Here is a 13,530-nt window from a genome sequence, read left to right as displayed (position 1 = left end):
CGTCGCTCCGTCCCGGTCCGCCGTTCCGTCGCCCTGTCGCTCCGTCACCGTGCACTCATCTCCGCCGCGCTGGTCGTCCGGTCCGCACACCACGGTCCGGCGTCCCACCGGTTCCACCGTTTTCACCGTTCCCGGGATCTTGCGCCGAACGCCGGGCGATTCTAAGTTAATCCGCGAGTCAAGTGGAGTTAACAGATCACTTAACTCGCTGTCTCGCGGTCCCCGAACCCCTCCCGGGGCCGCTCCGCCCGACCCGGCACCGCGCCCGGCCCCACCAGGGCCGGAGCGGACCGGAACGCCCCCCACCCGGGACGGCTCCGGTCCGCGCCCCCCACCCGGCCAGGTGCGTCCCCTCCCCGAACCTCCCCTCCACCAGGAGCCCTCCGTGCGAATACGCACCCGTGCCGCCGCCCTCGGCGCGTCCGCGCTGCTCTGCGTCACCGCCGTCGCCGCCGCGCCCGCGCTCGCCTCCCCCGGCCCGACCGGCTCCGGCGGCCCGGCCGACCCCGGGGTCACCGTCGAGTACTTCCCCTCGCCCGGCGCCGAAGGCCGCTACACCGAGGTCCCCGCCACCGCCCCCGAGCGCCTCGCGCCGAAGGGACTGCGCGCCCCGCGGGCCGCGCCCGCCCGCGCCTCGGTCGGCACCATCCAGGACACCGGCCCCACCGACGCCCGGCTCGACCTCGTCGTCATGGGCGACGGCTACACCGCCGACCAGCAGGGCGACTTCCGCGCCGACGCCCAGGCCAAGATCGAGGCCGTCTTCCAGATCGAGCCCTACAAGAGCTACCGCGACCTCTTCAACATCTGGGTCGTCGACGCCGTCTCCCGGGACTCCGGCGTCTCCGGCGACCCCACCAAGGACATCGTCCGCGACACCGCGCTGTCCTCGTACTTCTGGTGCGGCGACATCGAACGGCTGCTCTGCGTCGACATCGACAAGGTCAGCGCCCACGCCGCCCAGGCCCCCGCCGCCGACATCGTCTTCGTCCTCGCCAACACCACCACCTACGGCGGCGCGGGCTACAGCGGAGTGCAGAACGCGGTCGGCTACGACGGCATCGCCACCATGTCGTCCGACAACGACCGCGCCACCCTGATCGGCGCCCATGAACTCGGCCACTCCATCGGCCACCTCGCCGACGAGTACACCTACGACAGCTACGGCCGCTACCAGGGCGCCGAACCCGCCGACCGCAACTCCTCCACCCACGACGCCGCCCACCAGGTCGCCAACCGGGTCAAGTGGTGGCGCTGGATGGGCGAGCAGGACCCGGCTGGCGGCACCGTCGGCACCTACGAGGGCAGCGGCTACCACCCCCTGGGCCTCTACCGTCCCACCGCCAACTCCCTCATGCGCAAGCTCGACACCGACGCCTTCAACCTCGTCGGACGCGAAGGCATGATCAACGGCTTCTACCGGTACGCCAAGGCGCTCACCAGCACCACCCCCACGGACCGCCCGGTCCGCGCCCAGCACCCCATCCGCGCCCGGCTCGCCTCCTTCGACCGCGCGGGCATCGCCCGGGTCCAGCTCCGCTGGTACCTCGACGGCGTCGAGGTCCGCCACGCCCGTGGCGAACGCGTCGTCACCCCGCGCCAGCTCGGCGTCCGCGGCCACGGACAGGGCCGCACCGTCACCGCCCGGGCCGTCGACGCGACCACCGCGATCCGCGACCCCCAGGTGCGCGAGGCCGCCACCAGCTCCCTCACCTGGACCGTCGGCCGCCGCTGAGCGGCCGTGCTCCACGGCGCTGGTCCACGGCTCCGGGGCGGTGGCGCCGGTCCGTGGTGTCGGCCCACCGGTCCGGTCCGGGTCGCTGGTCCACGGCAGCGGCTCGCCGCTCCGGTCCACGGCTCCGGTCCACGATGCTGGCCCAGCGGCGGTCTCCGGCCCGGAAGCCACCGGCCCCACCGCGCCCGCCCGGCCCCCTGGCGAAGGGGCCGGGCCCTTTCCCGGGGGCGGGGTCTCGCGAGGCGGGGGCACCGGGCCCTTCCCGGCGGGGCCGCGGGTCCTTCCCGCCCGGGGCCTCCGGCGCCGGGCGGTAGATTCGGCGCCGTGCGCACACCACCACCCCACCCCGTCGACCCCGTCCCCGCCGAGGAACCGAGGGCCAGGCCCGCCGACGGACCGCCCGCCGTCGCCGGCCCGCCCTCCGGCACCGGATCACCGGCCCGCTTGGTCCGCGAGTTCCACCGGGCGTTCGGGCTCGACGCCCGCCCCGTGCCCGAAGAGGTCCCGCCCCGGCTCGCCGCCCACCGCCAGGACCTCCTCGACGAGGAGGTCGCCGAAGTCGCGGAGGTCGCCGTGGACGGCCCCCTCGACCGGCTGGCCCACGAACTGGCCGACGTCGTCTACGTCGCCTACGGCACCGCCCTCGTCCACGGAATCGACCTCGACCGGGTGATCGCCGAGATCCACCACGCCAACATGAGCAAGCTCGGCCCCGACGGCGTCCCCCGCGTCCGCGCCGACGGCAAGGTCCTCAAGGGCGACCACTACCAGCCCCCCGACGTGGCCGCCGTGCTGCGCGCCCAGGGCTGGCGCCCCCCGACGGCCCCGGACGGCACCCCCACCGACAACTGACCCCGCGCCGGTTCCGTCCCGGTTTTTCCGCTCCTGAGCGACGACGTTCCGTGTCGTTGTTGGGCTGATCGGGTGAGTTGGCGTAAGAATGGTCAGGTGGGGAAGAAGAGCGAGAGCCAGGACGGGGTGGGCCGTTGAACAGCCACGACGTCACCGACGAACAGTGGGAAGGACTGGCCCAGGTGGTACCGCTCCGGGGACGCGACGAGTGGCCCTCGTGGACCGGCCACCGGACCGAACCGGAACGGGACGTGGAGCCCCGCCGCCGGTTCGTGGTGCTCCGCGTCAACGTCTTCTCGGACGCCCGTGAGGTCGCGGAGACCCTGATGTCCGGCATCCCGGTCCTGCTCGACCTCACCGGCGCCGAGACGGACACCGCCAAACGCGTGCTGGACTTCAGCAGCGGCGTCGTCTTCGGCCTCGGCAGCGGCATGCACCGCGTCGACCGCAACGTGTTCCTCCTCGCGCCGCCCGGCACCGAGATCCAGGGACTCGTCGCGGGCGCCGCCTTTCCCTGACCGTTCCGCCCGGCCCGTTCGGTTCCGTTCCGTCTGACCCGTTCCCCTCCGGTCCGGCCGGGTGGAACGGCCCGTTCGGCCCGGCCGGGTACGTGTTCCGCCGGTCCGTCCGTCCGACCGGCCCGCCCTCCGGGCCCGCTGGAACCCGGCGGCCCGGACCGTTGTGACCCGGACCGCTGTGGTCCGGTCCGGACCGCTGTGACGGGGTGGAGCGGGACGGGCGGACGGCGGGACGACGCGGGCGCGCGGAGAGCGGCTCCGGGGGCGCGGGAACGATCCGACGGCACGGGCGCGGCCCGGAGGCGCGCGGTGCGGGGCGGGTGACGACCGGGTGCGCCCCGGCGATCCGTTCCCCCATTCGTAGGAAGGGTGATCGGAGGGAACGGTTCGGCGGTCACCACCGTGCCTACGGTCCTGACGTATGACAGTACTCACCTCCGGTTCCACCGTGCCCGGCACCGGCGCCCTCCGGCCCGCCCTCACCGAACTGCGGCTCACCGCCCGCTCCCACCACCTCGGCACCACCCTCCCGATCGGCTCGTTCACCCTCCTGACCGGCCCCAGCGGCAGCGGCCGCACCACCCTCCTGGACGCCTACCGGGCCCTGGCCCGGCTCGCGGGCGGCGCCGTACTGGAAGACGCCTTCCCCGACCCCACCGCCTGGGCGCCCGAGCGCGCCGCCCCCGACGCCGAGGGCCGCCGGGGCTTCCGGATCGGCTGCACCGTCGACGGCCCGACCGGCCCCCTCCGCCTCGACCTCGCCGTCCAGACCCACCCCGAACTCCGCGTCGTCGGCGAACGGCTCACCGCGATCGACGGCACCGACCTCTTCGTCAGCGCCCTCCGCGACCCCGCCCGGCCCACCGTCCAGGCCGCCTGGCACACGGCCGGAGCCACCCCCGTCACCCGTGCCCCCCTCCCCGGCGACCGCCTCGGCACCGCACTGCTCCCGCTCCGGGTCGCCGGCCGGACCCCCGGCCAACGACGGGTCCTGGCCGCCGCCGAACAGATCGTTATCGCCCTCCGCTCCGTCTTCGACTGCGACCCCCGCCCCGAACGGATGCGCGCGCCCGCCGCACGGGACACCCCGTCGGCCACCGGGACGGCCCCCGACGCCGGACGGCTGCTGCCCGACTGCGGCAACCTCGCCGCCGTCCTGCGCCGCACCCGCGTCGAATGCGGCCAACGGCACGCCCGGCTGGTCGCCGCCGCCCGCGCCGGATGCGCCGGGCCCGTCACCGATCTGCGCACCGAGGACCTGCCCGACGGCACGGTCCGCGCGGTACTCGACCGGGGCGACGGCCGCCGCACCCCGCTCTCCCGGCTCGGCGACGGCGAACTGCGCTACCTCGCCCTGGCGCTCGTCCTCCTCACCGGACCCGGCGTCCTGGACGTGGACCCCGTCACCGAGATCCCGTCCGCCTACCAGTGCCTCACCGTCCTCGCCGACGACCTCGACCGCTCCCTCGACGCCCACCAGACCCGTGAACTCGTCCACCTCGCGGCAGCCATGTGCGCCCGTGGACACGTACGCCTGGCGGGCTCCGTGCGCCGGACGCCACCGGTGGGGGAGGACGCGACCGGAGCCCCGCTCGCGGTGGTAGACCTTGACCGGTGACCCCACCCCATCCGGCTCCGCCCGGCACCCCCGAACCGGCCCGTCCCGCGCCCTCCGGCACGGCGGACCCCACGCTGGCCGAACTGCGCCACAGACTGGTCGCGTTCGCCCGCGCCCGTGACTGGGAGCCGTTCCACACCCCGAAGAACCTCGCCTCGGCCCTCAGCGTCGAGGCGTCCGAGCTGGTCGAGATCTTCCAGTGGCTGACCCCGGAGGAGTCCGCCCGGATCATGGACGACCCCGAACGGGCCCACCACGTCCGGGACGAGGTCGCGGACGTGCTCGCCTATCTGCTCCAGTTCTGCGCGGTGCTCGACATCGATCCACTGGCCGCCCTGTCCGCCAAGATCGACCGCAACGAGAGCAGGTTCCCGGCGCCGGGCGCCTAGGGTCGGTCCGGTGCGGTCCGGACCCTCCCGCCGTCGGTTCGGGTTCCCGTTCCGTCGCGTCTCGTTCCGTTCCGCGCTGGCTCGGTGCGGGTGCGGGCTCCGGCCCGGCCCCGGTTCTGTTCTGTTCTGTTCGGTTCGGGACCGGACTTGGGCCGGGTCCGTCCGGTCGCCGTCGCGTGCGTGCTGCCCTCGCCCCCTGCCAGGCCGATCGGGGCGGCGGGGGCGGCGGGCCGCCCTGCTTGCCCGGGCGGCCCCGGGTCCTGGACACCGGGACCCGGGGCCCGGACCGGAACCGTCCGGACCCGGCGAAGGATCTGGCCAAACCCCACTGTTGACCGAGTGGCCCCCTGGATTCCCGTGAGGCGCTGGAGCCGGTGCGCCGCACCTGACCGGGCCCCACCGGAACGAGAGTTTCTCCGACTAGGTTCCCCCATCGGGCCATCTTCCCGAGACAGTCACTCTCCGGAGTGATCCAGTTTTCCCCAGCCGCCTTCTTCTCCACAGATTTCAGACATCCGCTGGCTTTCCGTCTCGACACCGCTCACTCTGGGTAATGAACAAAGTGAGTGCGATCGGACGCTCCTCCCAGCGTCCAGGAAGACGGGGGCAACGGCATGGACGCGCTGCGGCTCATCGGCATCAACAGGCAAGCGCTCGCGGGCAGCGACGACCCGGCGGGCATCATGGCGGAATCCTGGCAGGCCCAGGCCCTGGCCCAAGTGATAGGCAGCCGTTTGGCCGTCACGGGCCCACCCGAACTACGCGGCGAGGCCCTACGGCTGAGCGAGGTCGGCGGCCGGGGCTGCGGAGCGCTCGCCCACCCGTCGCTGGGCACCGAAGGCATACGCGCGGCCCGGCTCACGGGTATCGCGGACCCGCACACGGCCCTCCTCCGGCTCGGCAGTCTGCTTGGCGAAGTCGGCATCGCGCTCGTCGGCATCGCCAGCACCGCGGAGGACCAAGGGGCGTACTGGCAGTGCATGGAGGCGATCGACGCCGCTGACGAGTGCCGCGACCGGGTGCTGGACATGCTCCGCCGTCTCCCGGCGCTCACCCGGCCGCTACCCGACGGCGAACCATGAACGTGACCGGCCCTGGAGGTGAGAAGGCGGCACGACCCGGACGGCCGCGTCGGAGCGCCACGAACCGTTCCGGTCCCGGCGGAACCCGTGTGCCGTCCCGCGCGGAGGCCGGGGGCGTCCCCCGTCACGGGACCGGTGACTGACGACGCCACACGGGGACGCGAGAGCCGACCCGCTCTGCCACGAGCGGAGGCGAGGGGGAGGAGGGGAGGGAGGGGGAGGGGAGGGGGGGGAGGGCCCCCACCCGCTACGGCCCAGTGTCACCGCCCTCGGGCGCCGCCCGTCCCACCCTCAGCCAGACCGAGCGCGACAGCCGTCACGAGGGTGAGGACCGGACACCGACTCCGGCCCCGACCATGCCTGCGACCCGACCCGACCCGACCCGACCATGCCCCGGCCCGACCCACCCGCCCCCCGGTTCCGCCCCGAGGAGAAGTGGACGCGGGGAGCCAGGGGACAAAGAGGAGGGGAGGACTCATGCCACCTGCGGCATCACCGAGGAGGCGATCAGCTCCAGGTGGTCGAGGTCGTCGAGGTCCAGGATCTGGAGGTACACCCGCTGGGAGCCGACCGCGGCGTACCGGCCCAGCTTCTCGACCACCTCGGCGGGGGAGCCGGCGAGACCGTTCTCCTTGAGTTCGTCCACCTCACGGCCGATGGCGGCGGCCCGGCGGGCGACTTCCTCGTCCGTACGGCCGACGCAGACGACGAGCGCGTTGGAGTAGACGAGGTCGGAGGGGCGGCGCCCCCGTTCCTCGGCCGCGGCGCGTACCCGGCCGAACTGGCGGTCGGTGTCCTCGACCGATGCGAAGGGGATGTTGAACTCGTCGGCGTACCGGGCGGCGAGGGCGGGCGTCCGCTTGGCGCCGTGGCCCCCGATGAGGACGGGGAGCGGCGACTGCGCGGGCTTCGGCAGCGCGGGGGAGTCCTTGAGCTGGTAGTGGGTTCCGTCGAAGGAGAACCGTTCGCCGACGGGCGTCTTCCACAGTCCGGTGACGATGGCGAGCTGTTCCTCCAGCCGCCCGAACTTCTCCTTGGGGAAGGGGATGCCGTACGCGGTGTGCTCGTCCTCGTACCAGCCGGAGCCCAGACCGAGTTCGACGCGCCCGCCGGACATCTGGTCGACCTGGGCGACCTGGATGGCGAGGACGCCGGGCAGCCGGAAGGTGCCCGCGGTCATCAGGGTGCCGAGTCTGATCCGGCTGGTCTCGCGGGCCAGGCCCGCCAGGGTGATCCAGGCGTCCGTGGGGCCGGGCAGGCCGTCCACCGAGCCCATGTGGAGGTAGTGGTCGGACCGGAAGAACGCCCCGTAGTCCAGGTCCTCGGCGGCGCGGGCGACACGGAGCAGCGTCTCGTAGGTGGCGCCCTGCTGGGGTTCGGTGAAGATGCGGAGATCCATGGGCCCATCATGCCCGCCGCCCCGGAGGCCGCCGGGAGGACCCACCGGCCCCAGGCCCCGCCGACCCAGGGCCCACCGCCCCTGTGCGCCGCCGACCCCGGGGCCCGTCGCCCCTCTGGGCCACCGACCCCGGGCCCCGTCGCCTCTCTGGCCCACCTGCCCCGGCCCCCACCGCCCCCGGAAATGCGTTTGCGCGGCCCGGCGGCGCGATGAACTGATGGCACGCATGATGCCTCTGACGGAGATCAACGACATGGCCCACACGGTGGACGACGAGTGGCGCAGCCCGGTGGCCGACGCGGTGGCGGCCCGCTGGGGGTGCGCGCCGGGGGAGGCCCGTGGTGGCGGTCCAGCGCCTCGCACGTGTTCGTGGTGCCGGAGTTGCCAGAGCCGCTGGGGTCACCGGGGTCACCGAAGTCACCGGGGTCGCCGGGGGACGGGGCCCGGGCGTTCCTGAGGTTCGTCCCCGACACGTATCCCGCGTTCGCCCGGTTCGGTGCCGTGGCGGAGCTGATGGTGGCGCTGGGGGACCGGGGGGTTCCGCTGGCCCGTCCCGTGGCGGCGGTCTCGGGTGAGCTGGCGCCGACGGTGGTGACGCCGTCGGGCACGGTCCGGGCGATGTGCGTACGGGCCGCCGCCGGGGAGGAGACCGGGGCGGAGGAGCTGACGGAGGAACGGGCGCGGGCCTGGGGGCGGCTCCTCGCGGAGGTCCACGACCGGGCCGCCGGGCTGGGCGGTGACCTGCCCGACGGGTACGCCGGGCTGGCCGGGGCCCGCACGCTGTTCGCGGACGATCCGGATCTGGTGGCCGCGGTGGAACGGCTGCGGACCCGGCTCGGGGAGCTGCCCCGGGACGCGGGCCGGTACGGGGTCGTGCACGGGGACTTCGAGCTGGACAACCTGGTGTGGCGGGGGGACGCCCCGACGGCCTTCGACTTCGACGAGACGTCCCGTTCGTGGTACGCGGCCGACGTCGCGTCCGCCGTGCGGGACCTCACGGTCGCCGGGGTGCCGGGGTCGCCGGGCCGGGCCGCGCTGCTGGACGCCTTCACCGCCGGGTACCGGGACCGTCGGGCGCTGCCGGACGCGGACCTGGCCCTGCTGCCGCTGTTCACGGCGGCGAACGCCGCGCTGAGCCTGGTCGGGCTGTGTCCGGCGCTGCGTCCGTCCGGCGACGACCGGGAGAACAAGCTCGGCGGGCTGCGGGAGGACCTGTTGCGGTACCGGGAGGAGCAGCGGCGCACGGTACTGACGGTCGCGGCCGGCGGCTGACCCCGTTTCGCCGCGCCGCCGCCGCTCCCGTCCCTCCTCCCGCGTGCCCTCCTCCGGACCGGACGGGCGGTCCGCGTGACGCGCTTGCCGGATCGGACGTGCGGTCCGTGCCGCTCCCCTCCCGGAGGGGACGGTACGTGCGGCTCCCCTGCCGGACCGGGAGAGGTCCGTACGGCTCCCTCCCGGACCGAGGGGCGACCTGTGCGGCTCCCGGTCCGGGCCCACCCGCGCAACTCCCCGACCTGGGCGGCGGCCCGTGCGGCTCCCCGGTCCGAGCGGGCAGCCCGTGTGGTTCCCCGACCCAGGCGGGGCGGCCCGTGCGGTTCCCCGACCCGGGCGGGGCGGTCCGTGCGGTTCCTCCCCGGGCCGGAACGTCCGGCCCGTGCGGCTAGGCCCCGGGACGCCTCCCCGGGGCCCTCACCGGCCCCCCGGCCTCAGAGCCGTGGGTCCACCGGCTCCGACTCCAGCGCCAGGACCGCGAACACCGCCTCGTGGACCCGCCACAGCGGCTCCCCCGCAGCGAGCCGGTCGAGCGCCTCCAGACCGAGGGCGTACTCCCGCTGTGCCAGGGACCGTTTGTGGCCGAGGTGCCGGGAGCGGAGCCGGGCGAGGTTGTCGGGCCGGGTGTACTCGGGGCCGTAGACGATCCGCAGGTACTCGCGGCCCCGGCACTTGACGCCGGGCTGCACCAGCCGGTTCCGCTTGTCCAGGACCAGGGCGCCCAGCGGTTTGACGACCATGCCCTCGCCCCCGGCGTCGGTCAGTTCCCGCCACCAGTCGGTGCCCGCCCGGACGGACGCCTCGTCGCCCGGGTCGACGAGGAGCCGCCGGGTGGGGGCGAGCAGTCCGGTCGGATCGTGCTCGACGAGCCGGTCGACGAGGGCGAGCTGTTCGTCGTGGGGCAGTCCGGCCAGGGAGCGGCCCCGTACGGCGAGGAACTGGAACGGCGCGAGCCGTACCCCGTCGAGTCCGTCCGTGGTCCAGCAGTAGCGGCGGTACGCCTCGGTGAACGCGGTGGTGTCCTCGGCGCGGCCGCGCTGGCGGTCCAGGAGGTCCCCGACGGGGGCGCCCCGTTTGGCGGCGGCCTCCAGCGCGGCGACGGCCCCGGGCAGTACGGCGCCCGCGGCGGCGCCCACCGCCGCGTACTGGGTGCGCAGCAGTCCCCGGGCCTTCAGCGACCAGGGCATCAGTTCGGCGTCGAGGAGGAGCCAGTCGGTGTCCAGGGAGTCCCACAGGCCCGCCGAGGTGGCGGCGGCGCGGACCCGGCCGAGGACCTCCTCGGTGGTGGCGGGGTCGTCGAAGAACGGGCGGCCGGTGCGGGTGTAGAGGGAGCCGGTGGGGCCGTCGACGCCGAAGCGTTCCCGTGCGGCGTCGGCGTCCCGGCAGACCAGGGCGACGGCCCGGGAGCCCATGTGCTTCTCCTCGCACAGGACCCGGGTGACGCCGTCCCCGGCGTACTGGGCGAACGCCTCCGCGGGGTGTTCGAGGTGTCCGTCCAGCGCGGAGGTGGCGGTGGGGGCCATGGTGGGCGGGAGGTAGGGCATCAGCCGGGGGTCGACGGCGAAGCGGCTGACGACCTCCAGGGCCGCGGCGGCGTTCTCCTCCCGTACCGTGATCCGGCCGCCGTGGCGGGTCTCCACGCCGCGGCGGCCCCGGACGTCGGTCAGGGCCAGGGGGCGCCCTTCCCGTCCGCCGGGGGCGTCGGTGGTCAGGGGGCGCACCGGCTCGTACCAGACGCGTTCGGCGGGGACGTCCACGATCTCGCGTTCGGGGTAGCGCAGCGCGGTCAGCTTGCCGCCGAAGACGCAACCGGTGTCCAGGCACAGCGTGTTGTTGAGCCAGCGGGCCTCGGGGGTGGGGGTGTGCCCGTAGACGACGGCGGCGGCGCCCCGGTAGTCCTCGGCCCACGGGTAGCGCACGGGCAGCCCGAACTCGTCGGTCTCGCCGGTGGTGTCGCCGTAGAGGGCGTGGGTGCGGACCCGGCCGGAGGTGCGGCCGTGGTACTTCTCGGGCAGCCCGGCGTGGGAGACGACGAGCTTGCCGCCGTCGAGGACGTAGTGGCTGACCAGGCCGTCGACGAAGGCGGCGACCTCGGCGCGGAACTCCTCGCTCTCGGCGCCCAGTTGGGCGGCGGTCTCGGCGAGGCCGTGGGTGAGCCGCACGGTGCGGCCCTTCAGCCAGCGGCCGAGTTTGTTCTCGTGGTTGCCGGGAACGCACAGGGCGTTCCCGGTGGCGACCATGCCCATGACCCGGCGGAGCACTCCGGGGCTGTCGGGGCCCCGGTCGACGAGGTCGCCGACGAAGACGGCGGTGCGGCCGTCGGGGTGGACGCCGTCGGCGTAGCCGAGGCGGGTGAGCAGGGTCTCCAGTTCGCGGGAGCAGCCGTGGACGTCACCGATGAGGTCGAAGGGGCCGGTGAGGTGGCCGAGGTCGTTGTAGCGCTTCTCGATGACGATCCGGGCGGAGTCGACGGCCTCGGTGCCGCGCAGGACGTGCACCTTGCGGAAGCCCTCGCGTTCCAGTCCGCGCAGCGAGCGGCGCAGTTCCCGCTGGTGGCGGGCGATGACCCGGGGGTGCATCCCGGCGCGGTCGGGGCGGGCGGCGTTGCGGCGGGCGCATTCGGCCTCGGGCACGTCGAGGACGATGGCGATGGGCAGCACGTCGTGTTCGCGGGCCAGCCGGACGAACTGGCCCCGTGCGTCGGCGTGGGTGTTGGTGGCGTCGATGACGGTGCGGCGGCCCGCGGCGAGGCGTTTGCCCGCGATGTACCGCAGGACGTCGAAGGCGTCGCCGGAGGCCGACTGGTCGTTCTCGTCGTCGGAGACGAGCCCCCGGCAGACGTCGCTGGAGAGGACTTCCGTGGGCCGGAAGTGGGTGCGGGCGAACGTCGACTTGCCGGAGCCGGTGGCGCCGATGAGGACGATCAGGGACAGGTCGGTGACGCCGAGGACGCGCGGGGCCGGGGCGGGGGCGTCGTCGGGCCCGGCCGGGGCGGTGCGCCCGGTCCCGTCGGTCGGCTCGACCGGCCGGGTGGGCTCGACGGGCTCGCTGGTGCTGTTCATGCCGCGGTGTCCTCCTTCGGGGTCCGGTCGGCGGGGGCGCCGGTGGGCGGGGCGTCAACGGGCGGGGTCCCGCCCGGTCGGCCGCCGTCCGGTGGGGCGCCGGTGACGGTCGCGGCCCGGTGGAACAGGGCGAGCTGGGTCGGCGGGCCCACCTCGGGGTCGTCGGGCCCGACGGGCCGGAACGCGACGGTGTACCCGTACCGCGCGGCGACCCGGTCGGCCCAGGCGCGGAACTCGTCGCGACGCCATTCGAACCGGTGGTCCCGGTGGCGGAGCCGTCCGGCGGGCAGGGTCTCCCAGCGGACGTTGTACTCCGCGTTGGGGGTGGTGACGACGACGGTGGCGGGCCGGGCGGCGCCGAACACGGTGTGCTCGACGGTGGGCAGCCGGGCCGGGTCGACGTGTTCGACGACCTCGCACAGCACCGCCGCGTCGTAGCCCTCCAGGCGCCGGTCGGTGTAGGCGAGGGAGCCCTGGAACAGGGTGATCCGGCTGGAGCGCCGTTCGCCGGTGCGGCCCAGCCGCAGCCGTTTGGCGGCGAAGGCGAGCGCACGGGGGGACACGTCCATGCCGACGACCTGGGTGAACCGGCTGTCCTTCAGCAGTTCGCCGAGGAGCTGGCCTTGTCCGCAGCCGAGGTCGAGGACCCGGGCGGCGCCGCTCGCGGTGAGCGCGGCGACGATCGCGGCGCGGCGCTCCACGGCCAGCGGCACGGCCCGTTCCCCGGTGTCGGCCCCCTCGGCCCCCTCGGTGCCCTCGTCGACCGGGTCGACCGCGTTGTCCAGTTCGTCGACGTCGGTGTCGTCGCTCTGCGCGAGCCGTTCCAGGGCGAGGCGTTCCAGCGCGGAGCGGGCGAGCTCCCGCCGCTGGCTGAGGAACCGGTGGGTGATGGTCACGTGTTCCGGGTGGGCGGCGAGCCAGCCGCCCCCGGCGCGCAGCAGTTTGTCGACTTCGTCCTGGCCGATCCAGTAGTGCTTGCCGGAGTCCAGCACCGGCAGCAGCACGTACAGGTGCCGCAGCGCCTCGGAGAGAGTGCGGGCCCGGCCCTCCAGGACCAGTCGGACGTAGCGCGAGTCGCCCCACTCGGGGAACCGTCCGTCCAGCGGGACCGGGGTGGCCGTGACGGTCCAGCCGAGCGGCTCGAACATCCTGCGCACCAGCTCGGGCCCGCCGTTCGCGGGCAGCGCGGGGACCTCGATCCGCAGTGGCAGCGGGGCGGCGGCCCGTTCCGGCAGGGCCGGGCAGTGGCCCTTGAGCGCGCTGGTGAACACCCGGCTGAGCGCGACGGCGAGGAGCGAGGACGCGGCGTAGGGCCGGTCGTTCACGTACTGGGCGAGGGCGGTGTCGGGGGTGTTCCGGTCCGCGCCGCGCGCCTTGCGGACCAGGGCGACGGGGTCGACCTCCAGCAGCAGCGCGGCGGTGCAGCGCTCCACGGTGGCCTCCGGGTAGAAGACGTGCGCGGGCCCGTGCGCGGTGGAGAACGCCTGGCTCCGGTCCGGGTGCTTGTGCAGCAGGAACCCGAGGTCGGTGGCGGGACGCTCGGGGGTGCCGGTCGTGGTGATGGTGAGGAACACCCGTCCGAGTATTCCGACCGGCCGGGGGT

At 74.7% G+C, this 13,530-nt stretch carries 10 protein-coding genes; 7 read left to right on the top strand and 3 right to left on the bottom strand.

Going from position 1 to position 13,530, the window contains the following annotated elements; genetic code table 11:
* Positions 1–385 precede the first annotated feature (385 nt).
* From ACVWNX_RS06615 to ACVWNX_RS06590, 6 genes are all read left to right on the top strand, one after another.
* Positions 386–1,735 carry a M64 family metallopeptidase gene (locus ACVWNX_RS06615; RefSeq protein WP_454412940.1) on the top strand — a complete coding sequence of 450 codons (1,350 nt, stop codon included), beginning with the start codon at positions 386–388 and terminating at the stop codon, positions 1,733–1,735.
* Between the two features lie 444 nt (positions 1,736–2,179).
* Positions 2,180–2,587 (top strand): pyrophosphohydrolase domain-containing protein, encoded by a 408-nt coding sequence (locus tag ACVWNX_RS06610; RefSeq protein WP_454414656.1) that lies wholly within the window; start codon positions 2,180–2,182, stop codon positions 2,585–2,587.
* A 134-nt stretch (positions 2,588–2,721) separates the two neighbouring features.
* Positions 2,722–3,105 (top strand): cell division protein SepF, encoded by a 384-nt coding sequence (locus tag ACVWNX_RS06605; protein WP_454412939.1) that lies wholly within the window; start codon positions 2,722–2,724, stop codon positions 3,103–3,105.
* 421 nt (positions 3,106–3,526) lie between these two features.
* A complete protein-coding gene (locus ACVWNX_RS06600; RefSeq protein ID WP_454412938.1) occupies positions 3,527–4,723 on the top strand; it encodes an AAA family ATPase in 1,197 nt (398 codons plus the stop codon).
* Positions 4,724–4,797: 74 nt separating this feature from the next.
* Positions 4,798–5,112 (top strand): nucleotide pyrophosphohydrolase, encoded by a 315-nt coding sequence (locus tag ACVWNX_RS06595; protein ID WP_454414655.1) that lies wholly within the window; start codon positions 4,798–4,800, stop codon positions 5,110–5,112.
* A 614-nt stretch (positions 5,113–5,726) separates the two neighbouring features.
* Positions 5,727–6,194 carry a DUF6099 family protein gene (locus ACVWNX_RS06590; RefSeq protein ID WP_454414654.1) on the top strand — a complete coding sequence of 156 codons (468 nt, stop codon included), beginning with the start codon at positions 5,727–5,729 and terminating at the stop codon, positions 6,192–6,194.
* 475 nt (positions 6,195–6,669) lie between these two features.
* Here ACVWNX_RS06590 and ACVWNX_RS06585 read toward each other — a convergent pair whose 3' ends face one another.
* On the bottom strand, positions 6,670–7,593 hold the full coding sequence (locus ACVWNX_RS06585; RefSeq protein ID WP_454412937.1) for an LLM class F420-dependent oxidoreductase: 924 nt from the start codon (positions 7,591–7,593) through the stop codon (positions 6,670–6,672).
* A gap of 501 nt (positions 7,594–8,094) precedes the next feature.
* Between ACVWNX_RS06585 and ACVWNX_RS06580 the strand changes: the two genes are divergently transcribed.
* Positions 8,095–8,865 (top strand): phosphotransferase enzyme family protein, encoded by a 771-nt coding sequence (locus tag ACVWNX_RS06580; protein WP_454412936.1) that lies wholly within the window; start codon positions 8,095–8,097, stop codon positions 8,863–8,865.
* 434 nt (positions 8,866–9,299) lie between these two features.
* Here the strand turns inward: ACVWNX_RS06580 and ACVWNX_RS06575 are convergent, their stop codons facing one another.
* Together ACVWNX_RS06575 and ACVWNX_RS06570 are read right to left on the bottom strand one after the other, a co-directional pair.
* Positions 9,300–11,927 carry a polynucleotide kinase-phosphatase gene (locus ACVWNX_RS06575; protein ID WP_454412935.1) on the bottom strand — a complete coding sequence of 876 codons (2,628 nt, stop codon included), beginning with the start codon at positions 11,925–11,927 and terminating at the stop codon, positions 9,300–9,302.
* Positions 11,924–13,501: a 3' terminal RNA ribose 2'-O-methyltransferase Hen1 gene (locus tag ACVWNX_RS06570; protein WP_454412934.1), complete on the bottom strand. Its 1,578-nt coding sequence runs from the start codon at positions 13,499–13,501 to the stop codon at positions 11,924–11,926. The genes ACVWNX_RS06575 and ACVWNX_RS06570 overlap by 4 nt, the downstream gene beginning before the upstream one ends.
* Positions 13,502–13,530: the final 29 nt, after the last annotated feature.

It is taken from the genome of Streptomyces sp. JNUCC 64 (assembly GCF_054484115.1).
Note: the sequence above shows the minus strand (reverse complement) of the source record. Positions and strands in the feature narration are given on the sequence as shown.